Source organism: Streptomyces sp. NPDC002926 (assembly GCF_053591755.1).
The window spans coordinates 15,843-42,544 of sequence record NZ_JBSFUK010000021.1 but is presented as its reverse complement, the minus strand read 5'-3'; the positions used below and the strand labels follow the sequence as shown (position 1 = coordinate 42,544).

17 protein-coding genes and 1 pseudogene are annotated in these 26,702 nt (G+C 69.7%); 15 read left to right on the top strand and 3 right to left on the bottom strand.

All coding sequences use genetic code 11. The features are described from left to right. Position 1: 1 nt before the first annotated feature. Positions 2 to 1,873 (bottom strand): ricin-type beta-trefoil lectin domain protein, encoded by a 1,872-nt coding sequence (locus ACWDZ6_RS25320; RefSeq protein WP_451504660.1) that lies wholly within the window; start codon positions 1,871 to 1,873, stop codon positions 2 to 4. A 244-nt stretch (positions 1,874 to 2,117) separates the two neighbouring features. Between ACWDZ6_RS25320 and ACWDZ6_RS25315 the strand changes: the two genes are divergently transcribed. From ACWDZ6_RS25315 to ACWDZ6_RS25295, 5 genes are all read left to right on the top strand, one after another. Beyond that, positions 2,118 to 3,098: a LacI family DNA-binding transcriptional regulator gene (locus ACWDZ6_RS25315; RefSeq protein ID WP_451504659.1), complete on the top strand. Its 981-nt coding sequence runs from the start codon at positions 2,118 to 2,120 to the stop codon at positions 3,096 to 3,098. A gap of 93 nt (positions 3,099 to 3,191) precedes the next feature. After that, on the top strand, positions 3,192 to 6,290 hold the full coding sequence (locus ACWDZ6_RS25310; protein ID WP_451504658.1) for a glycoside hydrolase family 3 protein: 3,099 nt from the start codon (positions 3,192 to 3,194) through the stop codon (positions 6,288 to 6,290). 158 nt (positions 6,291 to 6,448) lie between these two features. After that, positions 6,449 to 7,783 carry a hypothetical protein gene (locus ACWDZ6_RS25305; protein ID WP_451504657.1) on the top strand — a complete coding sequence of 445 codons (1,335 nt, stop codon included), beginning with the start codon at positions 6,449 to 6,451 and terminating at the stop codon, positions 7,781 to 7,783. 69 nt (positions 7,784 to 7,852) lie between these two features. After that, entirely contained in the window at positions 7,853 to 8,476 is a 624-nt protein-coding gene (locus ACWDZ6_RS25300; protein WP_451504656.1) for a class I SAM-dependent methyltransferase, read from the top strand. A gap of 306 nt (positions 8,477 to 8,782) precedes the next feature. Continuing rightward, positions 8,783 to 10,015 carry a S8 family peptidase gene (locus tag ACWDZ6_RS25295; protein ID WP_451504655.1) on the top strand — a complete coding sequence of 411 codons (1,233 nt, stop codon included), beginning with the start codon at positions 8,783 to 8,785 and terminating at the stop codon, positions 10,013 to 10,015. An 88-nt stretch (positions 10,016 to 10,103) separates the two neighbouring features. Here the strand turns inward: ACWDZ6_RS25295 and ACWDZ6_RS25290 are convergent, their stop codons facing one another. After that, complete coding sequence (locus tag ACWDZ6_RS25290; RefSeq protein ID WP_451504654.1) at positions 10,104 to 10,727, bottom strand: YceI family protein; 624 nt, start codon at positions 10,725 to 10,727, stop codon at positions 10,104 to 10,106. Positions 10,728 to 10,967: 240 nt separating this feature from the next. On the opposite strand from ACWDZ6_RS25290, the gene ACWDZ6_RS25285 reads away from it, so the two are divergent. Then, positions 10,968 to 11,480, top strand: coding sequence for a hypothetical protein (locus tag ACWDZ6_RS25285; RefSeq protein WP_451504653.1), 513 nt, complete (start codon positions 10,968 to 10,970; stop codon positions 11,478 to 11,480). Positions 11,481 to 11,537: 57 nt separating this feature from the next. Here the strand turns inward: ACWDZ6_RS25285 and ACWDZ6_RS25280 are convergent, their stop codons facing one another. After that, complete coding sequence (locus ACWDZ6_RS25280) at positions 11,538 to 12,764, bottom strand: glycoside hydrolase family 64 protein (protein ID WP_451504652.1); 1,227 nt, start codon at positions 12,762 to 12,764, stop codon at positions 11,538 to 11,540. Between the two features lie 220 nt (positions 12,765 to 12,984). Here ACWDZ6_RS25280 and ACWDZ6_RS25275 point away from each other — a divergent pair. From ACWDZ6_RS25275 to ACWDZ6_RS25235, 9 genes and pseudogenes are all read left to right on the top strand, one after another. Further along, positions 12,985 to 16,128 (top strand): annotated as a pseudogene (locus ACWDZ6_RS25275) (endo-alpha-N-acetylgalactosaminidase family protein); the annotation flags it as partial. 126 nt (positions 16,129 to 16,254) lie between these two features. Next, positions 16,255 to 18,561, top strand: a complete 2,307-nt coding sequence (locus ACWDZ6_RS25270) for a polysaccharide lyase 8 family protein (protein WP_451504698.1) — start codon at positions 16,255 to 16,257, stop codon at positions 18,559 to 18,561. A 154-nt stretch (positions 18,562 to 18,715) separates the two neighbouring features. Continuing rightward, the gene (locus ACWDZ6_RS25265; RefSeq protein ID WP_451504651.1) at positions 18,716 to 20,299 is read left to right on the top strand and encodes an acyl-CoA carboxylase subunit beta; all 1,584 of its coding nucleotides are present in this window, start codon (positions 18,716 to 18,718) and stop codon (positions 20,297 to 20,299) included. A 77-nt stretch (positions 20,300 to 20,376) separates the two neighbouring features. Further along, positions 20,377 to 21,063, top strand: coding sequence for a ScbR family autoregulator-binding transcription factor (locus tag ACWDZ6_RS25260; RefSeq protein WP_451504650.1), 687 nt, complete (start codon positions 20,377 to 20,379; stop codon positions 21,061 to 21,063). 359 nt (positions 21,064 to 21,422) lie between these two features. After that, a complete protein-coding gene (locus ACWDZ6_RS25255) occupies positions 21,423 to 22,253 on the top strand; it encodes an AfsR/SARP family transcriptional regulator (protein WP_451504649.1) in 831 nt (276 codons plus the stop codon). A 52-nt stretch (positions 22,254 to 22,305) separates the two neighbouring features. Continuing rightward, positions 22,306 to 23,175 carry a ScbR family autoregulator-binding transcription factor gene (locus ACWDZ6_RS25250; RefSeq protein ID WP_451504648.1) on the top strand — a complete coding sequence of 290 codons (870 nt, stop codon included), beginning with the start codon at positions 22,306 to 22,308 and terminating at the stop codon, positions 23,173 to 23,175. Then, entirely contained in the window at positions 23,165 to 23,908 is a 744-nt protein-coding gene (locus tag ACWDZ6_RS25245) for a phosphopantetheine-binding protein (protein ID WP_451504647.1), read from the top strand. The genes ACWDZ6_RS25250 and ACWDZ6_RS25245 overlap by 11 nt, the downstream gene beginning before the upstream one ends. Further along, positions 23,905 to 25,806, top strand: a complete 1,902-nt coding sequence (locus tag ACWDZ6_RS25240) for a beta-ketoacyl [acyl carrier protein] synthase domain-containing protein (RefSeq protein WP_451504646.1) — start codon at positions 23,905 to 23,907, stop codon at positions 25,804 to 25,806. Before ACWDZ6_RS25245 ends, ACWDZ6_RS25240 begins: the two co-directional genes overlap by 4 nt. Then, positions 25,803 to 26,678, top strand: coding sequence for a 4'-phosphopantetheinyl transferase family protein (locus ACWDZ6_RS25235; RefSeq protein ID WP_451504645.1), 876 nt, complete (start codon positions 25,803 to 25,805; stop codon positions 26,676 to 26,678). The genes ACWDZ6_RS25240 and ACWDZ6_RS25235 overlap by 4 nt, the downstream gene beginning before the upstream one ends. Positions 26,679 to 26,702: the final 24 nt, after the last annotated feature.

The window sequence follows — 26,702 nt, the reverse complement described above, 5'->3', positions numbered from 1 at the left end:
GTCAGGACCGGAGCCGCCACTTCTGGTTGGCGGCTCCGGTGCACGCCCAGATCTGCGTGCGGGCGCCGTTCGCCGAGGAGTTGTCGGAGACGTCGAGGCACTTGTCCGCCGGGACGTTCACCAGATCGCCGCTCGACGGTTCGTAGCGCCACTGCTGTGCGCCGGAGCCGTTGCACCCGTACAGCTGGACCTTCGCGCCGTTCGCGGTCGAGCCTGCGGTTACGTCCAGACACTTGCCGAGCGCCTGGACGGTGCCGTCCGCGCGGACCGTCCAGTGCTGCGCCGCGGAGGCGTTGCACTCCCAGAGCTGGACTGCCGTGCCGTCCGCGCCGGCGCCGCCCGCCACATCGAGGCATTTGCCCGCCAGGCCGGTCAGGCTGCCCGCCGCGTCCGGGCCGCCGGCCTGTGTGCCGGACCAGGTGAAGGTCGCGGATGTCCTGCCGGGCAGTGAGTACGTGGCGTGCCGGCCACCCCAGCCGATGGTGATCGTCTGCGCCGCCGCCCCGTCGTTGTACGCGATCAGCGCCTTCGAGCCGTCGGGGTTGCGCCAGGCCACGTTCGGCACCGCCGAGCTCGCCGTCGAGGCGATCCGTTGGGCGCCCGGCCGCACGAACTTCGTGAGGTGGCCCATCGTGTAGTACTCGATCATGTAGTCGACCTGGCCGTGCCGGCCGTCGCCGTTGTGCACCGTGATCAGTCCGTCGCAGACTCCGCAGCCGCCGTTGTGCGGGCCCCGGTTCTGGTCGACGGCGAGGGACCACTTCGTCACCGACCCGGCCCAGTTACGGGTGTAGTCGATGATGTTGGTCATGTCCTCCCGCTGCTGGTCGGCGATCCAGGTGCCGCCGGAGTGCTCGGTCTGGAAGGCGTCCAGCTGCGGATACCGGTTGTGCACCTCGGTCTGCTTGGAGACGTTCCCGCCGTAGCCGTGCCAGGCGATCCCGCCGAAGTTCGGGTGGCTGCGGACCGCCGCGTCATTCACTGTCGGGGCGGCGTACGCGTCGTAGGTGTCCCAGTTCCAGTCGTGCGCCAGGACCTTGGTGGGCAGGCCCGCCGCCTGGAGCTTCGGCAGCAGCTCGCTCTTGGTGAAGTAGGCGAGACCCGAGCCGTTCCAGCTCATCGAAGGGTAACTGTCGCAGCAGGTCGGCTCGTTCTGCGCGGTGACGTAGTCGACGGGGATGCCCTGGTCGCGGTAGGCCTGGAGATACTTCACGAAGTAGCCGGCGTAGGCGCCGTAGTGCTCGGCCTTCAGCCAGCCGCCGTTGAGCTGCCCGCTGTCCTTCATCCAGGCGGGCGCCGTCCACGGCGAGGCCATCGTGGTGAGCGCCGGATTGAGCTGCTTGGCCTGTTTCGTCAGCGGCAGTACGTCGGCCAGATCGTGCGCGATCGAGAACTTCGACAGTGACGGGTCGGTCTGGCCGGCCGACAGGTCGTCGTACGTGTAGCCGAAGCGGGCCAGGTCCGAGCCGCCCATCGGATTACGGACGAAGGAGAGCCCGATCCCCTCGGTCGGCGAGAAGAGCTTTTTCATCGTCGCGTCGCGGGTCGCCTGGGACAGCGCTCCGCTGCTCTTCATCAGCCAGGCCGCGGTGTCCGTGAACGAGGCGCCGCCACCGGTGAAGGTCTGGTAGCGGGTGTTCTCGTCGACGCTGATGCCGGTGCCGCTGCCGCCGTTGCCCGCCTGGAAGGTGACGGGTGACTGCTGCTCGAGGCCGCGGGTGACATGACGGCCGCCGGCGTCGTCCGTCGTGGTCAGCCAGATGTTCACCTGCTCGCCGGCGGCCTGCGCGGATCCGGTCGTCAGACCGGTGAGACCGGCGGCGGCCAGGGTCGATGCGAGCAGGATCCTGATCGTTCTGGTACGTCGTGCCATGGGCTGGGCCCTCTCCGGCAGTGGTGTGGGGGACGAGGCGTGAGTGAACTGCCGCCGCATACAGCCGTCAAGAGTTTGCGCATTCAGACCCTGAACACACAACACCCCACACCCGCAAGGAACTTGGGATCCGGCCGATCTCGGTGTGAAGTCTTGACGACAGGACCCGGTACGAGTTGACTCGCCGCGCACCACCGGTACCGGTTCCGGCACCGGTTCCAGACCTCGAGGCGGAGGCCCCGGAATGCCCGTCACGATCGCCGACGTCGCACGTGAGGCGGGTGTCAGCAAGACGACCGTGTCCCGCGTCCTGAACACCAGGGGCGAAGTCGACGCCGGCACGGCCGCCCGCGTTCGTGAAGTGATCGCAAGCCTCGGCTATGTGCCCAGCTCGGGCGCTGTCGGTCTGGCCCGCGGCAGCAGCCGTACGGTCGGCATGCTGACGCCCCCGCTCACCTGGCCCTGGATGGGCGAAGTCCTCCAGGGAGTCGTGGACACCGTCGAGGCCGCCGGGTACGGACTGCTGCTCTTCACCTGCAACCGTGGCGCCGAGTCCGTCGGGCACTTCACCGGTCGAGTCTCCGCCCGCGCCTTCGACGGCCTCCTGGTCGTCGAACCCGAGAACACCCTCGACACCATCACCGAGATGCACCGCAAGGGACTCCCGGTCGTCCTCATCGACGACCGCGGCCACCACCCCGAGTTCCCGTCCGTCGCCACCACCAACCGGGAAGGCGGTGCGTCGGCCGCCGGTCATCTGCTGGCGGCGGGCCGCAGCCGCCCCCTGATCGTCACCGGCCGCCGGCACTTCGGCTGCGTACAGGACCGGCTCAAGGGATTCCTCGAGGTCCTGCCGACCGAACTGATCGCGGAGGGGGACTTCACCGAGCTGTCGGGGCGGCTCGCGGTCGAGCGGCAACTCGCCACCGGCAGGCACTTCGACTCGGTCTTCGCGCACAACGACCTCAGCGCCGCGGGTGCGCTGCGGGCGCTGCGTGCCGCGGGCCGGAGCGTGCCGGACGACATCGCCGTCGTCGGCTTCGACGACATCCCCATGGCCCAGCACACCGAGCCCCCGCTGACCACCGTCCGCCAGCCCATGCGCGAGATGGGCGAGACGGCAGCGCGGATGCTGCTGGCCCATCTCGGCGGCACGGCCGCTCCCCATGAACCCGTCATCCTGCCCACCGAGTTGATCGTCCGCCGATCCGCGCCGTCGTCATGACGACGGGCCTATTGAGCCCGCCCGGCGATTGAGGACACGGCCGCAGGCCGTACAGGACCGCACACAACCGTGACCCGCACTGAAGGAGCCGCAATGCCACGCCTCAGAACCAGAGCCGGAAGCGGAACCAGAACCAGAGCCGGAAGCAGAGCCGGAACCGCGGTGCTCGCCGCGACCGCCGTACTCACCGGCCTCCTCGCCGCAGCCGTTCCGAGCGCCGCCGCCGACGACCCGGCCCCGGTCACCGTCGACGCTTTCGAGGGGGAGATCCCCTTCGCGGGCCCCCCGGCCGAAGGGATCTTCACCTGGGGCAGCGACGCCGACGACCAGCCCAGGCTGGAGTTCAAGGAGCGTGCCGACGCCCCCGAAGGCGCCAAGGTCCTCGAAGGAAGCTACGACATCAGCGGCTGGGGCGGACTCACCCACGACTTCGCCTTCGACAAGCCCGCCCACGACTGGACCGCGCACAAGGGCATCCGCTTCTGGTGGTACGGACAGAACACCGCCCCGCTGCCGCCCGGCTCCGGCAAGCGCATCAACTTCGAGCTGAAGGACGGCGGCGCCAACGGCGAGGCCTCCGAGCTGTGGACCACGTCCTTCACCGACGACTGGGAGGGCTGGCATCTCGTCGAGATCCCCTTCGCCGACTTCGTCTACCGCGCCGACTACCAGCCGGTCGGCGGCATCGACCACATTCTCGGCCTCAACGCCATGTGGGGATACGCGCTCACCCTGCCCACCGGCGCGCCCGGCACGTTCGCCATGGACGGCGTGGAGCTGTACGGCAAGGCCGACCCGGCGCTCAAGGCGAACGTCGTCACCGACGCCGCCGTGTACCCGGTCGACGAGGGCGGCACCGCACAGGTGAAGATCTCCGTCGCCACCACCGGATCGGGCCCGGTCGACGAGCCCGTGACCGTGGCGTACACGACCGAGGGCGGCACCGCCGAAGCCGGCACGGACTACACACCGGTCTCCGGCACCGTCACCTTCCCGGCCGGTTCTGCCTCCGGCACGTCCCGGACTGTCGCCGTCACCACGAAGAAGGACCGCACGGCCGAGTCCGCCGAGACGGTCCCGCTGAAGCTCACCGTCACCGGCGCCAAGCCCCCGGCCGAGACCCCGCAGGTCGTCGTGGACGCCCACGGCCTGCCGTATCTCGACAAGCGCCTCCCCGTGAAGAAGCGCGTCGCCGACCTCCTCTCCCGGATGTCCCTCGCGGAGAAGGCCGGCCAGATGACCCAGGCCGAGCGCAACGCCCTCAAGTCGCAGGGCGACATCGCCGGTTACGGTCTCGGCTCACTGCTCTCCGGCGGCGGCTCGGTGCCCACCCCCAACGCACCCGGGGCATGGGCGAAGATGGTCGACGCGTACCAACTGCGCGCCCAGGCGACGCGGTTCCAGATACCGCTGATCTACGGCGTGGACGCGGTGCACGGCCACAACAACGTCATCGGGTCGACGATCATGCCGCACAACATCGGCATCGGGGCCGGCCGTGACCCGTCCGTCGCCGAGAAGACCGGCGCGGTGACAGCGGAGGAAGTACGCGCCACCGGCATTCCGTGGGACTTCGCGCCCTGCCTCTGCGTCACCCGCGACGAGCGCTGGGGCCGTTCCTACGAGGCCTTCGGCGAGGACCCCGCTCTGGTCACCGCCATGGAGACGGTGATCAAGGGGATGCAGGGCGCACCGTCCGGCAAGGACCTCGACCGCAATGACAAGGTGCTGGCCACCGCCAAGCACTTCGTCGGCGACGGCGGTACGGAATTCGGCTCGTCATCCACCGGCTCGTACACGATCGACCAGGGCATCACCAAGGTCACCCGGCAGGAGCTGGAAGCAGTACACCTCGCGCCGTTCGCGGAGGCGGTGAAGCGCGGCACCGGCACGGTCATGCCCTCGTACTCCTCGCTGGACATCCTCGGCGACGACCAGGGCCCGGTGAAGATGCACGCCAGTGCGGAAATGATCAACGGTGTCCTGAAGAACCGCATGGGCTTCAAGGGCTTCGTCATCAGCGACTGGCAGGCGATCGACCAGATTCCGGGCGACTACCCGAGCGACGTCCGTACGTCCATCAATGCCGGACTCGACATGATCATGGTGCCGACGAACTACCCGGACTTCCATCGGACCCTGCAGGACGAGGTCAACGCGGGCCGTATCCCCGAGGCCCGGATCAATGACGCCGTGTCCCGGATCCTGACCCAGAAGTTCACACTGGGCCTCTTCGAAAAGCCGTACGCGGACACCTCCAACCTGTCGCAGATCGGCTCGGCACAGCACCGCGCCGTGGCGCGCGAGGCCGCCGCCAAGTCCCAGGTCCTGCTGAGGAACGACGGCGCGGTGCTGCCGCTGAAGCCGACCCAGAAGGTGTACGTCGCCGGGTCCAACGCCGACGACCTCGGCAACCAGGCCGGCGGCTGGACCATCACCTGGCAGGGCTCCTCCGGAAAGATCACCACGGGTACGACCATCCTGGAGGGCATGAGGAAGGCCGCCCCCGACGCGGTCACCTACTCCAAGGACGCCTCCGCGCCCACCGGCGGTCATGACGTCGGCGTGGTCGTGGTCGGCGAGACCCCGTACGCCGAGGGCATCGGCGATGTCGGCAACGGCCACGACCTGGAGCTGAGCGCCGCCGACAAGGCCGCCGTCGACAAGGTCTGTGCCGCGATGAAGTGCGCGGTGCTGATCGTCTCCGGCCGCCCCCAGCTCATCGGCGACCGCCTCGCCGACATCGATGCCCTCGTCGCCTCCTGGCTGCCGGGCACGGAGGGCGACGGCGTCGCCGACGTCCTCTACGGAAAGAAGCCCTTCACCGGACAGCTCCCGGTCACCTGGCCGAAGTCCCAGGCGCAGCTGCCGATCAATGTCGGGGACAACGCGTACGACCCCCAGTACCCGTACGGCTGGGGTCTGACCACGCTCAGGAAGCCGCCGACGGGTGGCGAAGTCACCCTCAAGGCCCTCGCCGTCGCGGCGAGAATCCTTCAGGCGGCGGGCCGGGCGGACTCGCCGGAAGCCAGGGCGCTCGTCTCGCAGGCCCGGCTGATCGCCCAGCAGAAGATCGGTCAGCAGGTGACGGCGGCGGTCGCGAAGCCGTTCGCGGAGGCGGACCACCTCCTGCTGACGGGCGACCTGACGGAGGCGGTGGCGAAGCTGACGCTGGCGTACAGGCTGAGTTAGTCCCCGGCCCCGGGGTACGGCCTTCGGGTGTGTCCTCGATCGCCGGCGAAAATCAAGCCCCGCCGGCGATTGAGGCGCGGGGGCCCGGGGGCGGAGCCCCGGTTCCCCGCGCCTCGGCGCTTGTCCGGATTCGCACCTGTTCAGGTAGCGTCGGAAGTATGAAGACCAGGCTGTTCACCGCAGTGTCCGGTCTGTTGCTCGCGTTCTCGGCGACCGCCCTCGTGGCGGCCCCGGCAGCGCAGGCGGCCACCGGCCCCGAAACCGTGGCCGCGGCGCTGAAGAAGAGCCCGGTGTACGTGGACCCGCGCGCCACCGGCCAGCTGTCCAAGGCCGACGCGAACGCCCTCGCCAAGAAAATCAAGGACGCGGACAAACCGGTCTTCGTGGCGGTCCTGCCGAACAACGCGGAGTTCCCGCCGGACTCGGTCCTGCGGAACATCCGTACCGAGACCGGCATCACCGGCCTGTATGCGATCCGCCTCGGCAACGGCTTCAACGCCGGCGCGGACCGCAGTGTCATGTCCCACCAGGCCGTCCAGAACCTGGTCACGGCGGTCAAGACGCCCCCGGGCGCCGACGCGGTCACGCAGCTGAACAACTTCGTCGACCAGGCCCTGCCCCAGGCGCGCGGCAGCGCCCCCTCCTCCTGGGGTGCGGGCCCTGACCAGGGCTCGAACATCGGTTCCCTGGTCACTCTCGGCGTGGTCCTGGCCGCCGGCGGCGCGGGCGCCTACACGATCATCCACCGCAACCGCCGGAAGAAGGCCGAGGAGGAGCGGGCCGCCCTCGACAAGCTCCGCGTGGTCGTCGACGAGGACATCACGGCCTTCGGCGAGGAGCTGGACCGGCTCGACTTCCATCCCTCTGAGAAGGGCGCGACCGATGCCATGCGCGCCGACTACGAGCGCGCACTCGACTCGTACGACAAGGCGAAGTCGCTGATGGGAGCCGCCGGGCATCCCCGTGACGTACGCGAAGTCACCCAGGCCCTGGAGGACGGCCGCTACTCGCTGGCGGTCCTGGACGCACGCCGCACGGGTGTTGCCGTGCCGGAGCGCCGGCCGCCGTGCTTCTTCGACCCGCGCCACGGCCCTTCGGTCGCCGACGTCTCCTGGTCGCCGGCCGGCGCAGCGATCCGTGAGGTCCCGGTGTGTGCCGCCGACGCCACCCGTCTCGAGGACGGCGAGGACCCGATGGCCCGCACGGTCGAGACGGGTTCCGGCCGCCGTCCGTACTGGGAGGCGGGACCGGCGTACGGCCCCTGGGCCGGCGGCTACTTCGGCGGCGGCCTGCTGCCCGGCCTGCTGGTGGGCACGCTGCTCGGCAGCATGCTCTCCACGCCGGCCTACGCGGCCGACTACGGCGGCGGAGACTTCAGCGGCGGCGACTACTCGGGTGCCGACTTCAACTCCTCCGACTTCGGCGGCGGAGACTTCAGCGGCGGAGGCGGCTTCGACGGTGGTGGCGGGTTCGACGGGGGCGGCGGCTTCTAGCGGCTCAGCGGCAGCGGTGCCCGCAGGGAAGTGCCGGTGCCATGCTGGAAGCGAGCCACGGAGGTCGCGATGGGGTTCTACGCAGAGCGAATCGTGCCGCGGATCGTCGACGTCGCCTGTGGCACGAAGACGGTCCAGCCGCTGCGACGCCGGGTCTGCGAGGGCCTGGCGGGCGAAGTGATCGAGATCGGATTCGGTTCGGGGCACAACGTCCCCTTCTACCCGGCGGCCGTCACCGGCGTGACCGCGGTCGAACCTTCGGATGTCGGCTGGCAACTTGCCGGCGACCGCGTCAGGGCGGCCACCGTCCCGGTGCAGCGCGCCGGTCTGGACGGCCAGGCACTGCCTTTCGAGAACGACACTTTTGACGCCGCGCTCTCCACCTGGACGCTCTGTACCATCCCGGATGCAGCGGCGGCGCTGCGTGAGGTGCGCCGCGTCCTCAAGCCCGGAGGGACTCTGCATTTCCTTGAGCACGGGCTTGCCCCGGCAGAGGACGAAAACGTGCGCCGCTGGCAAAGGCGGCTCGAGCCACTGAACAAGCGGATCTTCGGCGGGTGCCATCTCACCAGGCCGACCGTCGACATGCTGGCGACCGCGGGATTCACGATCACCGACCTCGATGTCTTCTACGAGAAGGGCGCACCGAAGCCCATGGGCGCCGACTCCCTCGGCACCGCCCTGTCTCCCTAGCCGGCGCTCGGTACCGAAGGCGGCCCAGCGGAACCGTGGGCCGGCCGGTCCGGCGTGCGCTTCCCGTCCGTCGGCATGATGTGCAGCCCCCGAAAAGGGAGTTCGGCGCAGCGCCGGAGGCGCCGGATCTGCACGCGCTGCACGGTGTGCGCCGGGTCGCGGCTTCCGGCTGTACCTGTTCCCGCGTGCGGACGGCGTCCCGAGTCGGCCCTTACGGCGGGCCCGTGTCGAATTCATTACGTAAAGTTGCGAATCGCTACACTGGGTAATTGAACATGATCGTCTTTCTGTGTTTGCTTCATGCCCATGCGCAACAGAACGAGGCTCAGAGCCTTCGCGGCCGCCGCCCTCACCGCTGCCATGGTGATGGCCGGACCCATGTACGCTTCCGCCCGGTCCGCCCGGGCGTCCGACGAGCGTGCCGCCCCCGCCCCGCTGTACCGCTCGGCGAAAGCCGTGCCCGGTCATTACATCGTGACCCTCAGCAAGGCCGTCGACACGGAGTCGGTGATGGGGCAGGTCGGCGTGCAGCCGACCTTCACCTACAAGTCGGCGATGCGGGGATTCGCCGCCGCGCTGAGTCCGCAGCAGCTCGATTGGGTGCGGGCGACCCCCGGGGTCATGGCTGTCGAGGAGGATGCCACGGTCTCGGTGCAGGGATCCGGGGACGGCGACACCCGGGCAGCGGCCTCGTTGGCACGGGCCTCGCTGGCACCGGCCGCGTCCTGGGGTCTGGACCGTATCGATCAGCACAACCTGCCGCTCGACAAGAGTTTCACCGCGAAAACCGGCGGACAGGGCGCCACCGCGTACATCCTCGACACCGGCATCGACTACACCCACACCGAGTTCGGCGGGCGCGCCGTATTCGGCTACGACGCCGTCGGGGACGGGTGGAAGGGGCGCGACTGCCATGGCCACGGGACCCATGTCGCGGGCACGGTCGCGGGCAAGACGTACGGCGTGGCACGCCAGGCCTCCCTCGTCGGCGTCCGGGTCCTCAACTGCCTGGGCATGGGCAGTTGGTCGGCTGTGATCGCCGGACTGGACTGGGTGGCGGCCAACGCCAAGCATCCGGCCGTCCTCAACGCCTCCCTCGGCGGCGAGAAGTCGGTCGCGGTGAACAACGCCATCACCGCCCTCTCGGACAGCGGTGTCCTGCCGGTCGTCGCCGCCGGCAACGATTCGGCGGACGCCTGTGACGCCTCACCCGCGTCCGCGGACCGTGTGGTGACAGTCGGTGCGACCGACCGCAATGACGAAGAGGCCGACTTCTCCAACTTCGGCGAGTGCCTGTCGCTCTACGCGCCCGGTGTCAGCATCGTCTCGGCGAGATTCTTCGGCGGCAGCTCGACAAAGAGCGGCACGTCCATGGCCTCTCCCCATGTCGCCGGTGTCGCGGCGCTCTACGCGGCGCAGCATCCGACGGCGCTCCCGCAGGAGGTCGCCATCTGGCTCGAGGACGGGGCCACCAAGGACGTTCTCGTCAACGTCAGTCAAGGCTCGCCCAATCGGCTCCTGTACACCAACGGCCTCTGAGGCGAAGCGGACATGACCGAGCGCCCGCCCGGCCGTGGGGACGGCAGGGCGGGCGCGCTCGTGGGGCAGGCCGGTCGGGTCTACGGGATCAGGCCTGCGGCGCGGCCTTGATCGCGGAGATGTCGAAGTTCAGCCTGACCTTGTCGCTGACCATCACGCCACCGGTCTCCAGCGCCGCGTTCCAGGTCAGGCCCCAGTCGGAGCGGAGAATCTCGGCGCTGCCCTCGAAGCCGACGCGCTCATTGCCGTACACATCGGTGGCGGAGCCGTTGAACTCCAGGTCGATGGCGAGCGGGCGCGTGACGTCCTTGATCGTCAGGTCGCCGGTGATGCGGTACGAGTCGCCGCCGAGCTGCTCCGCGTGCGTCGACCGGAACGTCATCAGCGGGTACTTCTCGGCCTCGAAGAAGTCGCCGCTGCGCAGGTGGCCGTCGCGGTCGGCGATCCCGGTGTCGACGCTGGAGATCTTGACGTCGATCTCGGCGGTGGAGTGGTGGGGGTCGGTGCCGTTCAGCTGCAGGCTGCCGGAGAAGTCGCCGAATGAGCCGCGGACATTGGTGACCATGGCGTGGCGCACGGTGAAGCCGATGCTGCTGTGGGCGGGGTCGATGCTGTACTCGCCGGTCAGGGCGGCGAGCGCCGGGTCCACCGTGGTGGTGGCGGTCGCGGTGGTGGTGGTGGTGGTGTCGGTCTTGCGGTTGAAGAGACCCATGACGCACTCCTTGGGGGACGTGGTGGCGTGTTGTTTAAGGTTCAACAGCACCGACCGTAGACCTATTCCGTTCAAAGTTCAACATCTTCGGCATCCTCTCGAGGGGTTCATTTCGAAGGACGCGGACGCCCTCTGGCGGACGCGCGTAGAACTCGGGCACCATCTCCCTGCGCCACCTGCACAGCCGTCCCACCGGAAAACACGGTCCTCAACGGTCGCCAGCAGGAGGGATCCCCCGCCATGAAAGTCCGCTCTGCTCTGAGCACGCTCGCGCTCGTCTCTGGTGCGCTCTTCGCGCCCGGATTCGGTGTCATCAGCGGCGCTACCGACGCGAACGCCGCCACCAAGATCAGTCATGCCACGGCGAGCTCGATGTTCCGCTCGTCCGGGATCACCTGGTCCTCGTCCGGCGGCTGCTCCGACCGCAACAATCCGACATGTACGTCGTTCGAGCAGCTCAACCTCGACACCGCCAAGGGAGCACAGACCCTCAAGAGCGCCACCGGCTGTGCGCTCAACATCACCGGCGGCACCGAGACCGGGCACGCGGGTGGCACGTACTCGCACTGGAACGGCTACAAGCTCGACTACGCCAAGTCCGCATGCGTCACCAACTACATCAAGAACACCTTCAGCTACATCGGCGCGCGTCCCGGTGACGGCGCCCCGCAGTGGAAGTCCGGCTCCGGGAACGTCTACGCGGACGAGGGCAGCCACTGGGACGTCATCTATTACAACTGCGGCGGCTGCTGAGCCGGTGCGGGCGGGTGTCCGGCCGTTTCCCCCATGCCGGCCGGACACCCGTGCGTGTCAGGACCCGACGGTCAGCGTGAAGCGCCGCGGGTTGCCGTCGTACGCCGCACCGGAGACGTCCGGCCGGCCGTCCGGGCGGACGTCGTCGTACGGGAAGGCGTAGCCGATCGGGGTGTTGGCGTGCAGCACGCGTGACCAGTGGTTGGTGGCAGGATCCCGGTAGTAGTCGGCCGAGGTCGCGCTGTTCGGCTGGTCGGGGTGGGTCAGCAGGGTCGTCCGGTTGAAGCCGGCGGCGAACCTGGCCAGCAGGCCCTTCTTGTCGTCGGGGTCGCCGGGGTTGTTGGCGAACGGGCCGTGGTTGCAGGTGAAGATGTCCTTCGAGGTCGGCCTGGCGAAGGTGTGGCCGCCGGTGAAGGTCATGACGTCGCCGTTGACGCGCCCGGTGCGGATGCCCCGCCCGCCCTGCAGGTCGATCCGCAGATCGGTCGAGCGGTATTTCTGCCAGACCTGATTGATGTAGGTGTCGAAGACGTTCCGGAAGGGCATCTCCGCGGGGCGGTCGAAGTACGGGGCCATCAGATTCTGCGGTGAGATCACCCGCAGCATCTGGCCGCCGGAGCCGCGGATGACCAGCTTGTCCCAGGGCTGTCCGTCACGGCCCGCCTGGGCGACCAGTCCGTCGGCGATCTTCTGCAGCGCGCCGTTCGGGAGAGCCGCGACCCTGTGGGTGGCGTCGCCGGTCAGCGTGAGACCGATCGGGAGTGCGGTCACCAGGTCGACATAGCTGATGTTCGCGTACAGCTGCGACGGGTTGAAGGTGAACTCCGCGAAGGACCAGGTGCGGCCGTAGTTGGCGTCGGCGGGGGTCGCGAAGGCGGGCTCGACCAGGGCGGGGCCGGGGTTGACGAAGAAGTTGAGCTTGTTGTCGCGTACGAAGTAGACGCGGGCGCCGAACATCTGCGGCAGCGTCAGCACCACCGGGCCCGCGCCGGCCGGGCGCAGCGGGATGGCGCAGTCGACGGGGAGCGGGGTCTGCGGCGCGGACGGGGACTCGGGGTAGTAGACGCCGCCGCCCGGACGGAGCAGCACCCAGCGTCCGGTGCCCTGCTCATGGCCGGTGACGTACGCGTTGACCGAGCCGGGCAACGACTTGTTCTCCAGGGCCAGTTCGCAGCTGGGGGCGGCGGCCTCGGCGTGCCTGCTGAGAGCGCTTCCCCAGGCGGGGTAGGTGAGTGCTGTCGCGGCAGCTGCGGTGCCGGAAAGGAACGTTCTGCGGGATATCACGGCATGAACTCCTGGGATCGTGGGGGGTGTCCACCACTCTTGCCACGGCTGGGGCGGGCGTCAATAGGGGTGACTGAGAGCGCTCTCATTATCTTGGCCGATTCATAAGTTGACGGCTCCGTAGGCGACTTGGACTAACGCACCGGGGTTGTTGGACTACTGGCGGCCTCGGCGCACGACGTCGTTGACGGTGGTGAGAGCGGAGGACTACGCAGTCCCCATGCCACGAAGACTCCGTACGGCGTGCGCGTTCGTCGCCGTCTCATCCGTCGTGTTCGCCCTGGCCGGGCCCGCATCCCCGGCCGTCGCCGTTCCCGCGGCGGCGACGGCCGCAGCCGAGCGCGAAGCCCCCGTCGTCATAGGCTCCGCCCAGCTCTCGGTCGCCGTCGCCGAGGACTTCCCGAGGGTTCTCTCGTACACCGACCGTGCCAGTGGGGCCGGGCTTCTCGGGAGTACGGCCCCGGTGACGGCGGTCACCCTCAACGGCAAGGCGTACGGAGTGCGGTCGAAGGGCGAGCCCACCGTCACGGCGTCGAGCGCCGCGTACACCCTCACCTTCGCCGACCTGCCCGGTGTCGAGATCGAGGCGACACTCTCCGTCTCCGGCCGGACCACTGCCTTCAAGATCACCGCGGTCCGTGACACCGAGGCCTTCCGTGTCGGCACCATCGACATCCCCGGCCATGACCTGGTCTCGGTCGGCAGTTCGGACACCGGCGCCGAGACCGCCTTCACCCGGCTCGACCCGGACTCGACGAAGACCGCCGACGTCTTCGGCAGGGTGACGACCGGGACGGCGGCGGACGCCGCACCGGTCGGAGCCTCGTACGCGCTGGTCAATACGGGAGCGCTGGCCGCGGCCGTCGAGTCCAACTCCAGCTACGACAAACCGAGCGGCGCCACCGGCGGCGACGACGCCCGTTTCTGGCACCAGGCCCGCAAGGCCGCGGACGGCAGCACCCGCGTCGGCGTCTGGTCCGGGCAGTGGACCTACCGGGGGAGTGGAGCCGCGCGCCCGGAGAGCGGCGGGAACCTCCCCTGGGCGAAGGTTGTCGTCACACCCGACGCCAACGGCGACAACACGGTCGACTGGCAGGACGGCGCGGTCGCCTTCCGCGAGATCGGGGTCAAGGCGCCGGGCAGCGGACAGACGCCCGACCGGGTGATCACGCATATCCCGTTCAACTTCGCCAGCCAGGCCACGCACCCCTTCCTGCGGACCCTCGACGACGTCAAACGGATCTCGCTCGCCACGGACGGGCTGGGGCAGCTGGCGGTGCTCAAGGGGTACGGATCCGAGGGCCACGACTCGGCGCACCCGGACTACGGCGGCAACTACAACAAGCGCGCCGGCGGCCTCACGGACCTCAATACCCTGCTGAGGGGAGGCAGGAAGTGGGGCGCGTCCTTCGGCGTGCATGTGAACGCCACCGAGTCGTACCCCGAGGCGCACCACTTCACCGAGAACCTCGTCGACAAGACCAGGCCCGGCTGGAACTGGCTGAACCAGAGCTACTACATCGACCAGCGCCGTGACATCAACAGCGGTGATCTGGCGCGCCGATTCCAGCAGTTGAGGGACGAGACCGACCGCAATCTCTCCTTCCTCTACATCGACGTCTACTACACGCACGGCTGGATCGCCGACAGGACGATGCAGGCCGTGCAGGCGCAGGGCTGGACGGTCGGCACCGAGTGGGCCGACAAGTTCGAGCGGGCCTCGCTCTGGTCGCACTGGGCCAATGACCTGGACTACGGCGGAGCCACCAACAAGGGCCTCAACTCGCAGATCATCCGGTTCATCCGCAACGGGGAGAAGGACGTGTGGAACAACAATCCGGTCCTCGGCCAGACGGCCCTCCAGGACTTCGAGGGCTGGACCGGCGAGACCGATTGGAACGCCTTCTACGGCAATGTCTGGCAGCGCGATCTGCCGGCCAAGTACCTCCAGCAGGAGCAGATCACCCGCTGGAACGGCAATGACCTGGTCTTCACGGGCGGCGTGCGCGGCACGGTCGAGGACGGCCGCCGCACGTTCTACGACCACGGCCGCAAGGTCCTGGACGGCGACCGCTATCTGCTGCCGTGGGACGGCGGCAAGAAGCTGTACCACTACAACAAGGCCGGTGGCAGCAGTAGTTGGACCGTGACCGGTGCGTCGTCGTACACCGTGTACAAGCTGACCGACAACGGGCGCGTGAAGACCGGCACCGTGCGGCCCGTGGACGGCCGGATCACGCTGGCCGCGGCTGCCGGACAGCCGTACGTCCTCTACCCGGGCCGCGCGCCCGCCCCGCGGGATCCGCTGTGGGGCCAGGGCGGCCCGGTCGCCGACCCCGGCTTCAACGACGCCCGGACGGCCGCCTGGACCAAGCGGGGTACGGTCGCCCGCCACACCGACGGCCAGGGCCGCAACAGCGGCCTGCTGGGCGGCAGCGGCACGGCCTCCGTCTCCCAGCGGCTGACCGGACTCACGCCGGGCGCCCGCTACACCGCGTCTGCCCGGATCGAGGTCCAGCCGGGCAGGGTACGCCGTACGACCCTGTCCGCCGGTGGCGCGTCCGTCGTGGTGGAACGCTCGACCGCGAAGGACCAGGTCGCCGCCTCCGACCGGCACGGCACCTACTTCCAGCGCGCCAAGGTGAACTTCACCGCGCCGCGCGGGTCCGCCGCCACACTCACGATCGAAGCGGCGGGCGGCAGTACGGCCACTGTCGGCGTCGACGACGTACGGGTGGTCAGAAACGCTCCGGCGGTCAGACCGGGCACGGTCGTGTACGAGGATTTCGAGGCCGTCGACCAGGGCTGGGGCCCCTTCCTCAAGGGCGACGCGGGCGGGGTCACCGACCCGCGCACCCACATCGCGCAGAAGCACGCCCCGTACACCCAGGCGGGCTGGAACGGAAAGCTCGTCGACGATGTGCTGAGCGGCGAAGAGTCCCTCAAGTCCCACGAGGAGAACGCCGGTCTCGTCTACCGCACCGCGCCCTGGACCGTGCCGACGGAGAACGGGCACAGCTACCGGGTGGAGTACGACTACCAGTCGAGCCACGCGGCCGCGTACGAGTGGGTCACCGGCTACGACCGGATCGGTGCGGACGGGGTCCCGGCCTCCGTCGAGACCCGCCGCACGCCGATCGGACGGCAGGGGGCACCTCCCGGCGGTGGCCCGGGGAGTACCACCGGCCATTTCACCGAGACCGTCACGGCGGGCTGCGGTGACACCTGGACCGGTCTGCGCAAGCGCGACGACGCCCCGGACGGTGCGGACTTCGTCCTCGACGGCTTCACCGTGACCGACCTCGGTCCGGCCGCCGAGCCGGCGGCGTGCGGGACGCTCGCCGTGAACCCGAGGGCAAGCGCTTTCCGCACGTTCCTGCCATGCCCATTGAAAGCAAGAAGAAGCGCGTGCTAGACCAACACGCAACCGGTCTACGTCACTTCGGTTCCGGAGGCCCCCGTGCCGCTGCCGTCCGCATGGTCCCGCCGACTGTTCATCGCCACCGCCGGAGCAAGCGCTCTTGGCCTGCTCTCCCCGGGACGTGCGACGGCCGACGACGAGTACGAGACCCTGCGGCTGCGCTGGCTGGAGATCAGCCTCGGCACCGGCTACGACCCGACCGCCGAGCCGTACGCCTCCCGCCTCGCCGAAACGGGAGGGCTCGCCGCGGGATTCCGCGCCTCCATGGCCCCCACCGACACCTCGCTGTGGCCCGGCTACCCCTTCGACCCGCCCTCCGGCATCACCCAGAGCTACAGCCGCCTCTGGACCATGGCCCAGGCGTACGCACAGCGGGGCACCGGCCTCACCGGCGACGCCGGGCTCCTCGCCGACATCATCCGCGGGCTCGACCATCTCGCCACCACGATCTACAACCCCTCCACCACCCGCTACGGCAACTGGTGGGAGTGGCAGATAGGCAGCCCCCGCCTCCTCATGGACATCGTGGCCGTCCTTCACGACCGACTCACCGAGACCCGGCGGACGCAGGCCTTCGCCGCCGTCGACCACTTCATCCCCGACGCCGTGCTCGGCGACTACAGCGGCACATCCACCGGAGCCAACCGCGTCGACCTCTGCCGCTCCGTCACCCTGCGCGGCGTCCTCGGCAGGGACTCCGGGAGGATCACGCTGGCCCGCGACGCCCTCTCGCCCGTCTTCCCGTACGTCACCAGGGGCGACGGCCTCTACGCCGACGGCTCGTTCGTCCAGCACACCTGGGTCGCCTACTCCGGGACGTACGGACAGGTCATGCTCGACGGACTCGGCCGCCTCTTCGCGCTGCTCGCGGGCTCTGCCTGGGACGTCACCGACCCGAACCGGCAGATCATCCTGGACAGTGTCGAGCACGCGTACGCGCCGCTGATCTACAACGGGCTGATGATGGACAGCGTCAACGGCCGCGCCATCAGCCGGGGTTACCTCAAGAGCGACGAGCGCAAGATCATGCGCAGCGACCACTTCCACGGGCAGGGGCTGATCGCCGCCATCGCGCTCCTCGCGGGCGGGGCCTCCGCCGCCGAGCGGGACCGCTGGCACGCCCGGATCAAGGGCTGGATCGAACGGGACACCACCACGCCGATCCTCAGCGGCCGGCAGTTCGGCGTCGCCGACCTCTCCAGGCTCCACGCGGTCGCCGCCGCACCCGTGCCCGCCGCGCCCGAGCCGGTCGGCCACCAGCTCTTCGCCTCGATGGACCGGGCCGTGCACCGCAGGCCCGGCTGGGCCGCGAACATCTCCATGGCCTCGCAGCGGATCGCGCACTACGAGTGCGGCAACGGCGAGAATCCGCGCGGCTGGCACACCGGCGCCGGAATGCTCTACTGGTGGCCGGGTGAGGGCCGAGGCGGGCGGTCCGATCAGTACACGGACTGGTTCTGGCCCACCGTCGATCCCTACCGGCTGCCCGGGACGACTGTGTCGACCAAGCGACTTGCCGACCGGGCGGGCGGCGAATGGGGCGAGCCCAAGCCCGCCGCGACCTGGGTGGGCGGCGCGAGCGACGGCGAGTTCGCGGCTGTCGGCCAGTATCTGCTCGGCCTCGGCTCCACCCTGCAGGCCCGTAAGTCCTGGTTCTGCGTCGCCGACGCGGTCCTCTGCCTCGGCGCGGGTATTTCGAGCACCGACGGCGTCCCCGTCGAGACGGTGGTGGACAACCGCAACCTCGGCGCCGGGGGAACGAACGACTTCACGGCCGGGCGCGGCTGGGCACACCTCGAAGGCCACGGCGGCTGGATCTTCCCGGACGGTACGGAGCCGCTGCGCACCCTGCGCGAGGTCCGGACCGGCGCCTGGAGCGACATCAACACCACCAGCTCCACCGAGCGGGCCACCCGCCGCTACCAGACCCTCTGGCTCGACCACGGCACCGACCCGGCGAACGCGTCGTACGTGTATCTGCTGATGCCCGGAGCGAGCCGCCACACCCTCGCCGCCCGCGCCAGGGACGAGCACTGGCTGGAAGTCCTCGCCAACACCAGGGCCTGCCAGGCTGTGTCCGTCCGGTCCCTGGGACTGACCGCGGCGAACTTCTGGCAGCCCGGTACGGTGGGCCCGCTCACCTCAACGGCCCAGGCGAGTGCCCTCGTACGGAGTAATCGTCGCACCGCGACCCTCCACATCAGCGAGCCGCCGCGTACCGGAGAGCCCGTGGAGATCACCTGGCACCATCCGGTGCGTAAGGTGACCAGCAAGGACGCCTCTGTCGAGGTGCTCGCCACCGGCCGGTCGCTGCGGCTGCGAATCGCCGGTGGCACCGCTGGAGCCACCCAGCACTGTGAGGTGGCTCTCAGATGAACGGCTTGTTGAACCCCCACAAAGCTTGGGGGTCCTGAGCTGGTAGTTGGGCTACAGCACGGAATGGTTCTGTTCAAGCCCAACAGGAGATGGCTCCGGAGACTGTGCGGAGTCGACGGCAGGGTTTTCTTGGTCGGATCCGTAGGGTCGATGCATGACCGTTTTGGACGAGACCTCCAGCGAGCCCAGCGACGCGCGTGGGCGTGTGGCGGAGCTGCACGATCTGCGCGAGCAGGCCCGGCGCGGGCCGAGTGAGCGTGCGACCCAGGCGCAGCATGCCAAGGGCAAGCTGACCGCTCGTGAGCGGATCGCGTTGTTGCTGGACGAGGGTTCGTTCCGGGAGGTCGAGCAGCTGCGGCGGCACCGGGCGAGTGGTTTCGGCCTGGAGGCGAAGAAGCCGTACACCGATGGTGTCATCACCGGGTGGGGCACGGTCGAGGGCCGGACGGTGTTTGTCTACGCGCACGATTTCCGGATCTTCGGCGGGGCGCTGGGGGAGGCCCACGCCACGAAGATCCACAAGATCATGGACATGGCGATCTCGGCGGGTGCGCCGCTGGTGTCGCTGAACGACGGCGCGGGCGCCCGTATCCAGGAGGGCGTCTCGGCGCTGGCCGGTTACGGCGGCATCTTCCAGCGCAACACCCGCGCCTCCGGTGTCATCCCGCAGATCAGCGTGATGCTCGGCCCGTGCGCGGGCGGCGCCGCCTACAGCCCCGCCCTGACGGACTTCGTGTTCATGGTCCGTGAGACCTCGCAGATGTTCATCACCGGCCCCGACGTCGTCAAGGCCGTCACCGGCGAGGAGATCACCCAGAACGGCCTCGGCGGCGCGGACGTGCACGCCGAGACCTCCGGCGTCGCGCACTTCGCCTACGACGACGAGGAGACCTGCATCGCCGAGGTCCGCTACCTGCTGGCGATGCTCCCCTCCAACAACCGCGAGAACCCGCCCACCGCCCACGCCGAGGACCCCGCCGACCGCCGGTCCGACGCCCTGCTGGACCTGGTCCCGGCGGACGGAAACCGCCCCTACGACATGCACAAGGTGATCGAGGAACTCGTCGACGACGGCGACTACCTCGAGATCCACGAACGCTGGGCCCGCAACATCATCTGCGCCCTGGCCCGTCTCAACGGCCAGGTGGTCGGCATCGTGGCCAACCAGCCGCAGTCCCTGGCCGGTGTCCTGGACATCGAGGCCTCGGAGAAGGCCGCCCGCTTCGTGCAGATGTGCGATGCTTTCAATATCCCGATCATCACCCTGCTGGACGTCCCCGGCTTCCTGCCCGGGGTCGACCAGGAGCACGGTGGAATCATCCGGCACGGCGCGAAGCTGCTCTACGCGTACTGCAACGCGACGGTGCCGAGGATCTCGCTGATCCTGCGCAAGGCCTACGGCGGTGCCTACATCGTCATGGACTCCCAGTCCATCGGCGCCGACCTCACCTACGCCTGGCCGACCAACGAGATCGCGGTGATGGGCGCCGAAGGTGCCGCCAATGTCATCTTCCGCAGGCAGATCGCCGAGGCCGAGGACCCCGAGGCCATGCGGGTGCGCATGGTCAAGGAGTACAAGGCCGAACTCATGCACCCGTACTACGCCGCGGAGCGCGGCCTGGTCGACGACGTCATCGACCCGTCCGAGACGCGCGAGGTGCTGATCGCATCCCTCGCCATGCTCCGCACCAAACACGCCGACCTGCCGTCCCGCAAGCACGGCAACCCCCCGCAGTAAGAACGAACCGGACGCGGGTGGCGTCGGTCGAGCCATTACCGACCGCCAGGTGTCCCTCCGCAACAAGGAGACATGTGATGGTCAAACAGGAGCGCGCGGCCCGCACTCGGCGGACGCTGATCCGGGCGGCTGCCGAGGTATTCGCGAGGGAGGGGTTCGCGCCGGCTTCGCTGACGACGATCAGCAGGCAGGCCGGGGTGAGCAACGGCGCCCTGCACTTCCACTTCACGAGCAAGAACGCGCTCGCTCAGGCGGTCGAGGAGGAAGCCGGCGAGGCGATACGCCTTCTCATCAGGGACGTTCCGGACCGCGGGCGGAGCAGTGCCCTGCAGAATCTGGTCGATGCCACGCACGGTCTGATGAACCAGCTGGCGAACGATGTCGTCGTACGGGCGGGGTTCGAGCTGTACGGCGATGTGGCGCGCGAGGGCAGCTTCAATTTGAGGCAGCAGTGGCAGCAGTGGGTCGAGGAGACGCTGAAGACCGCTGAACAGGAGGACGTGCTCGCCGACGACGTGTCGCCGCAGGGCGCGGCACACGCCATCGTGGCGGCGACGGTGGGTTTCGAGGTGCTGGGAAGCACGGACAAGTCATGGCTCTCGAAGCAGAGCATCACCTGCTTCTGGGAGCTGATGCTGCCTCGGCTGGCGGCAGGACCGGCCCTCGGCGAGGTGGACTCGGCCGGCTCCGCCCGCACCGTCAACACGGATGAGGAACCGTCCAAGGATGTTTTTTTGCGAGAAAAAACAGACCAACCCGTCTGATTCAAGCGGTGTCCATGGAAGGGGCGAGCTCACCTGGTGGCCCCTCCGGTGCCACTTGAGGGCGGGTGAGGGATCCACTCCCTCCTTCTCTGCGTGCCACTGACCCCCTTGTTGACGCCCGTTTCTCCCCTCCCTGTGGGCCGTTACGTCCTGCCGTAGTCGCCGCAGGATGCAGCGGGGATCGCTGGGAAGCTGGAGTCTCATCCCCTCGCGATCTGGTCGTGAGGGATTACAAACAGCCCGACCGGTCTGGTATTGACAAACCGCGCGCCCTGTTTTTTACTCGTACCTGTACCGAGAACCACACCCGTCGGGGACCTCGGACGACAGCGACTCATACACCGAACAGGGGAGACGGCGTGGATATCGATGTGCTGGGCGCGTTGGCCGTCAGGGAGAACGGAATCTCGGTCACTCCGACCGCACCGAAGCCCCGGCAGGTACTGGCCCTGCTGGCGCTGCACGCCGATCAGGTCGTCCCTGTGGCCTCCCTGACCGAGGAGTTGTGGGGAGAGAACCCGCCACGCAGCGCACGCACCACCCTCCAGACCTATGTGCTGCAGCTGCGCGAACTGATCTCGACGGCGCTGAGGAGCGCCCCGGCCGACGACAGGCCGCGCAGCGCCAAGGACGTGCTGATCACCTCGCCCGGCGGCTACCTCCTCAACAGCGGCGGCGGCTCCAGTGACGTCCGGGAGTTCGAACGGCTGGCAGGCCTGGGCTACCGGGCGATGGACGCGGGTGACTTTCCCGGCGCGGCGCGGCAGTTGCGCGATTCCCTCGCGCTGTGGAGCGGCTCCGCATTTGCTGACGTACAGGCAGGACCGCAGCTGGACATGGAGATCAGGCGGCTGGAGGAGACCAGGCTGTGCGCGCTCGACCAGCGCATCGAGGCCGACCTGAGGCTGGGCAGGCACCGTGAGCTGCTCGGCGAACTGACCGTGCTGGTCAGCCGCTACCGCACACACGAGAACCTGCACGGCCAGTTCATGCTGGCCCTGCACCGCTCGGGACGTCGCAGCGAGGCTCTCCACGTCTACCAGCGGCTGCGCGCCGCTCTGGTCCGGGAGTTGGGCCTGGAGCCCTCCGCCGCACTGCGGCGGTTGCAGCGTTCGATCCTCATGGCCGGCCCCGAGCAGACCCTGGACGCGACCGGTGCCGGCAATGAGCGTCTGACCCGCGTGGGCTGACCGTGACGGCGGCGGTGGGCAGCGTTTCGGTACGGAGAGGGGAGAACCCGAGATGCAGGCGAGATCGGAGCGGACACGCCGGAGACTGGTCCATGCCGGGGCGGAGATGTTCAACCGCAACGGCTACGCCAACGCGACGCTGGGGCAGATAGCAGGCGCCGCGGGGATGACGAAGGGGGCGCTGTATTTCCACTTCGCCTCCAAGGACGGACTGGCCGACGCCGTCCAGCAGCAGGCCCGCGCGATGCTGGCCGGCTTCGTGGGCGAGCTCGGTCGCGCGGGTGTGCCGCCCGTGCAGGCGCTTATCGACATGACGCACTGGCTGGCCCGGGTCCTCCACGAGGATCCGGTGATCCGCGCCAGCTTCCGGATCACCAACGAGTGCACCGGGAGGCAGCCACCGGTCACCGATTTCCACCAGGAGTGGATCTCGGCGGTGTGGCAGCTGCTGGACCAGGCCCGCACCGCGGGCGAACTCAGGGACCATGCATGCCCGGAGCCGGCGCAGACGCTGGTCGCCGCGGCCGTGTGCGGGATCGAGGTCCTGGCGGGCACCGGCATGCCGTACGCCGAACTACGCCGCCGTGTGGGTGCGTTGTGGGAGTTGCTGCTCTCGCCCCTGGTCCCGGCCGGGAACGAGCAGCGGTACCGCACGCACCTCCCCGCCGCCGGCGAACAGCCGCAGGCCGCGGACGCCGGTCCGCCGCCGTTCGGGTACCCGAGCGAAATGCCGGCCGGACCAGTGCACGGGGCGGCTGCGGCTCCCTCCCGCGGCGCTGCGGGCATACGGCAGGCACGCCCGCGGACCGGCGCGGACATCCTCACCCCACCGCAGGTGGCGATGGACGCGGGCCGACGCCCTTCGACCATTCCGTTGCCGGCGGGCGGGGACGGAAACCTTGGAGCGACCCATGACCGGTGATCTCCGGACTTCGCCCGGGACCGCGCAGCTCGCACCGCCCGCGGACACCCTGACCGCCCTCGTTGGTGCGCTGGCCGAGGTGCTGCGGCTGAAACCCGAGAGGATCGATCCGTATCAGACGTTCCGGTCGATGGGGTTCGACTCGATCCTCACCGTGGAGTTCGTGGCGACGGTGAATGCCATGTACGGGACCAGGATCGAGCCCTCGGCGCTCTTCGACCATCCGACGCCGCCTGCCTTCGCCCGCCATGTGACGCGTGAGCTGGATGCCGCGCCCGGCGCGGCGGTTTCCCGGCCGCCGGCGCCGCACGCGCAGGTGCGCGACCTGGACGCCGACGTCACCCCGCCCTCCACCGCGGGCGAGGTCCTCGACGACCTGAGGGGCGAGCTCGGCTCGATCCTGTGCTGCGACCCCTGGGACATCGACACCTCGGTACCCCTCCCGCTGCTCGGCATCGACTCCATCCTCGGCGCGGAGTTCGCGGCGGTCATCAACCGTAAGTACGGCACGCACGAGCGAGCCGTCACCCTGTACAACCACCCGCATCTGGAGGCGGTGGCCGGCCACGTCGCCGCGCATGTCGCGGCTGTCGCCCGGCCGGCCGCCTTCCCCCGGCCCGCCGCCGCGATGGGGCTGGAGGCGCTGCTCGACGCCGTGGAAGAGGACCGTATGTCCGTCGACGAAGCGCTCACCCTGCTCCCCCGCGCGTCCGAACTGGAGAAACCTCGTTGAACGAACGGGAGATCCTGACCCGGTTCAAGGCGGGCACCCTGAACCGCGGGCAGGCCACACAGCTGCTCGCCGACCTGGCGGCGAGGGAGACCGTAGCCCCCGCGGGCGAGAGGGGAACCCCGCCCAACGGTAAGGCAGTTGGTGGGACAGTCGATGCGGAAGATCCGAACGCCCCGATGGCGCCTGTCGCTCCAGCCGCTCCGTCGCCCGGCGCCGTATCCGCCGGCGAGGACCGGATCGCGGTCGTCGGGATCGCCGGTCGCTATCCGCACGCCCCCGATCTGGACGCCTTCTGGAGCAACGTACGCGAAGGCCGGGACACCTCATCCGCCGCACCGGTCGGCAGACCCTGCGGATCACCGCTACACGCGGACGAGCGAGGTCATTTCCTCCACAGCGCCGCCGAGTTCGACGCCGCGTTCTTCGGACTGGACGAGCACGAGGCTGCCCTGACGGACCCTCAGGAGCGGCTGTTCGTCGAGACGGCGTGGGAGGCGCTGGAGGACGGCGGATGCACCGGCACCCGGCTGGACGCCCTGACCGGGCCGCACGGCGAGCCGCGCCACGTCGGGGTCTTCGTCGGGGTCAGTGCCGCCGACTACGGCCTGCTCGCCGCCGAGTTGTGGGCGGAGGGGCACCGCGAGATGCCGAGGAGCGGCCACTGGAGCCTGCCCGGCCGTCTCGCCGGACTGCTCGGCCTGCGCGGCCCCGGGCAGGCCGTGGACACCGCGGACTCCTCCGCTCTCGTCGCCCTGCACCTGGCCGTCGGCGCACTGCGTCGCGGGGAGTGCACGGCTGCCCTGGCCGGCGGGGTCGAGTTGCTGCTGCACCCCTCCCGCGGGCGGGCCGGGGCCGGGGAAGGCGTGGGAGTCGTGCTGCTCAAGCCGCTGGCCCGCGCGCTGGCCGACGGCGACCGGATACACGCCGTGGTGTGCGAATCCTGGACCGGCCACTCCTTTGCCGGACCTCCCGGACGGGACCGCGCGGCCACTGGATGCGCTCTGCACGAGAGCCGGCACTCCGCGGCCCGCTCGGTGGGCGAGGCAGGGGCCGCCACCGGATTCGCCGCCCTCACCAGGGCCGTCCTGCAGATGCGGTACGGCACGACGGCGCCCGGACCGGATGGGGCGGGGCCGCTGCCCTGGCCGCGGTCGCAGGACGGGGAGGGGCGTGAACTGCCGCGCAGGGCCGAGGTCGAGGTATCCGGGGCGGGCGTACTCGACGCCGGTGCGGTCATCGAGGAGTTCCTGCCCCCGGAACACAACGGGCAGCAGGGCGAGCCCGCTGCCCGCCCGGCCGGCCCGGCTCTCGCGTGGGACGACACCGTGGAACGGGACGAGCTGGTGCTGTTGTCCGCCCCGACGCCGCGCCATCTCGCCGCCACCGCCGCGCGGCTGGCCGACTGGCTGAGCGGCGGATACACCGAGCCCGACTGCGGCAGCGAGGGCGTGACCGTCGATCTCGCGTCGGTCGCGCGGACCCTGCGGGCCGGCCGGGCCGCGCTGCCCTGCCGGATCGCGCTCACCGTCCGGGACCTCCCGGGGCTCGTCGCCGTACTGGAGGATTTCGTACGCGACCCGGCCGCGGCCACAGCGACGGCGGCCACCGACGGACCCCTGCGCTTCGCCGACCTGCGCACGAGCCGGGCCGATCCGCTGGGTCTGGGCGCGGCGCCCGAGACCCGGGACTACCTGGCCGCTCTGTGGCGCGGCGGACGCGTCGAGCAACTGGCGCAACTGTGGCTGTCCGGTGTGGAGGTGGACTGGGCCGCGCTGGAGAACCGGCCGGAGGGGAAGGCTCTCGTGGTGTCGCTGCCCGCGTCGGCGTTCCTGCGCAGGCCGCTGTGGCTCGGGCACAAGGACAGGACGCGGGAGAAGACGGCGGAGCGGGGCCGGTGACCACCTCCGCACCTGCCGGTGAGCTCACGAGGCCGAGAGCCTCGGAACTCCGGCCCGTCAAGCTGTGGTTCTGCTCCAACAACGACCTGGCGCCCGGTATCGCCGCCACCTTGGCCACCCAGTGGTTCGACGAGCACGAGCAGGAGATCGCCGGACGGTTCCTCTTCGAGCGCGACCGGCGCCAGTACGTGGTCGCCCATGCGCTTGTACGGCGTGTGCTGGCGCTGGAAGCCGGTATTCCCGAGGCCGAGGCGGTCATCTGGCGCTCCTCGCGCGGGCGGCCGTTTCTGCAGAAGCCCGCGGGTGGACTGCCGCGCGGCGGTGCGGAGCTGGACTTCAACCTCTCCCACTCGCACAGCCACAACCTCCTGGGTGTGGTGCGAAGGCATCGGGTCGGGGTGGACGTGGAACGGCTCGACCGTGCTGAGCGGGGCCTCGAAGCGATCGTGGAGACCTTCGCTCCCGAGGAGCGTGACTGGCTGGCCGAGGCCGCCCCCGGCCGCGCCAGGGACCGCAGGGTGTTGCGGCTGTGGACGCTGAAGGAGGCGTACTCCAAGGCGCGCGGACTGGGTCTGGGGCTGCCTTTCGACACGTTCTCCTTCACCCTGGCCGAGGACCGCGGGGTTCTCGATTTCCGGCCGCCCGCGGACCAGGCGCACACGGCGCGGGGGTGGCGGTTCATGGAGCTGGAGCCGGTTGTGGACGTGCTGGCGGCCGTGGCCGTGCAGGCCGGCGGGTCCGAGGCGCCGGTCCTGCAGCTGCACCACGGCTTTCCCTGGGGGCGGGGTTCCCCGCGCCTGCTCGCGTTGCCGGAGCCCGTAGGCGCGGGAGGCCCGGCGGGCGGCTCGAGTGTGGCTCCGCCTGGGTATTAGTGAGGTTTTTCTGTCGCCGTGCAG

Bases quoted from the DNA above. Each gene is read 5' to 3' on its own strand.
- ACWDZ6_RS25320 (WP_451504660.1), bottom strand. From the start codon at position 1,873: ATGGCACGACGTACCAGAACGATCAGGATCCTGCTCGCATCGACCCTG.
- ACWDZ6_RS25315 (WP_451504659.1), top strand. From the start codon at position 2,118: ATGCCCGTCACGATCGCCGACGTCGCACGTGAGGCGGGTGTCAGCAAG.
- ACWDZ6_RS25310 (WP_451504658.1), top strand. From the start codon at position 3,192: ATGCCACGCCTCAGAACCAGAGCCGGAAGCGGAACCAGAACCAGAGCC.
- ACWDZ6_RS25305 (WP_451504657.1), top strand. From the start codon at position 6,449: ATGAAGACCAGGCTGTTCACCGCAGTGTCCGGTCTGTTGCTCGCGTTC.
- ACWDZ6_RS25300 (WP_451504656.1), top strand. From the start codon at position 7,853: ATGGGGTTCTACGCAGAGCGAATCGTGCCGCGGATCGTCGACGTCGCC.
- ACWDZ6_RS25295 (WP_451504655.1), top strand. From the start codon at position 8,783: ATGCGCAACAGAACGAGGCTCAGAGCCTTCGCGGCCGCCGCCCTCACC.
- ACWDZ6_RS25290 (WP_451504654.1), bottom strand. From the start codon at position 10,727: ATGGGTCTCTTCAACCGCAAGACCGACACCACCACCACCACCACCGCG.
- ACWDZ6_RS25285 (WP_451504653.1), top strand. From the start codon at position 10,968: ATGAAAGTCCGCTCTGCTCTGAGCACGCTCGCGCTCGTCTCTGGTGCG.
- ACWDZ6_RS25265 (WP_451504651.1), top strand. From the start codon at position 18,716: ATGACCGTTTTGGACGAGACCTCCAGCGAGCCCAGCGACGCGCGTGGG.
- ACWDZ6_RS25260 (WP_451504650.1), top strand. From the start codon at position 20,377: ATGGTCAAACAGGAGCGCGCGGCCCGCACTCGGCGGACGCTGATCCGG.
- ACWDZ6_RS25250 (WP_451504648.1), top strand. From the start codon at position 22,306: ATGCAGGCGAGATCGGAGCGGACACGCCGGAGACTGGTCCATGCCGGG.
- ACWDZ6_RS25245 (WP_451504647.1), top strand. From the start codon at position 23,165: ATGACCGGTGATCTCCGGACTTCGCCCGGGACCGCGCAGCTCGCACCG.